Source organism: Candidatus Symbiopectobacterium sp. (genome assembly GCF_020054415.1).
Lineage (GTDB): Bacteria > Pseudomonadota > Gammaproteobacteria > Enterobacterales > Enterobacteriaceae > Symbiopectobacterium.
The window spans coordinates 1-1,045 of record NZ_JAHWCO010000724.1 but is presented as its reverse complement, the minus strand read 5'-3'; the positions used below and the strand labels follow the sequence as shown (position 1 = coordinate 1,045).

3 pseudogenes are annotated in these 1,045 nt (G+C 51.7%); 2 read left to right on the top strand and 1 reads right to left on the bottom strand.

The features are described 5' to 3' along the window. Window positions 1-372: pseudogene (locus QZ506_RS20835) on the top strand (transposase); the annotation flags it as partial. Between the two features lie 96 nt (window positions 373-468). Here the strand turns inward: QZ506_RS20835 and QZ506_RS20830 are convergent. After that, window positions 469-696, bottom strand: a pseudogene (locus tag QZ506_RS20830) (integrase); the annotation flags it as partial. 43 nt (window positions 697-739) lie between these two features. On the opposite strand from QZ506_RS20830, the pseudogene QZ506_RS20825 reads away from it, so the two are divergent. Further along, window positions 740-1,045: pseudogene (locus QZ506_RS20825) on the top strand (IS21 family transposase); the annotation flags it as partial.

The following is a 1,045-nucleotide window of genomic DNA, read 5'->3' as shown; positions in this document are numbered from 1 at the left end:
GTGTATCAGGCTCCAACCGAAGAGGCCGCGCTTCAGGCGCTGGAGACGCTCGGTGGGACATGGGATCACCGCTATCCGCAGATAAGCCGGAGCTGGCAGTCAAACTGGGCCAACCTGTCGACATTCTTCTCGTAACCGCAGGAACTTCGCAAGTTAATCTACATGGCGAGCGCTATAGAATCACTGGACAGCGTGATCCGGCATGCAATCAAGAAACGCAAGGTGTTCCCGACTGATGACTCGGTGAAGAAGGTCGTATGGCTGGCAATTCAGGCGGCATCACAGAAATGGACGATGCCCTTACAGGACTGGCGTATGGTAATGAGTCGCTTTATTATCGAGTTCGTTGACCGCCTTGACGGTCACTTCTGAGGAAAGGCATTTACACAAAATCTTAAACAGGCTCTTGCTAATTGCGAGTGACGCAGTATCTGCACTATGTGAAAAGGCTAAGCACAATCCATTTCATTAATGCTTCAACAGAACAAACATGCTGTCGCCCTCTAAAAGGCTCCCCCTATCTGCCACCTTTACAAAATCAGCCCACCATTGCATCAAGGTACGGTGCTGTTCCAGATAGTCGCTGCGGTTATAGGCGTGGCGCACCTCGTTCTTATCCACGTGCGCCAGCGCGGCTTCAATCACATCGGGTGGAAGTCCGTATTCATTGAGTGCGGTGCTGGCGATAACCCGCAAGGCCAGCGCTTTAAGGCACAAAAAAAACCGCAGAGCTTGCGCTATGCGGGCTTTCAGAACTTTATCGTGCAGAGAGGACTTTTACATGATAAAGCAAATGCGCCAGCAGGGTGCGTATATTGTCGATATTGCCACTCAGGTTGGTTGCTCTGAGCTGACTGTCAGACGCTACCTGAAATACCCGGAACCTCTGGCCAGAAAAACACGCTACAGAATGGCCAAACTCAGGCCGTTCATGGACTATATCGACATGCGTCTGGCAGAGAACCTCTGGAACGGCGAGGTCATCCTCGCGGAAATTAAGGCGATGGGTTATACCGGCGGACGCTCCATGTTGCGTTACTACATC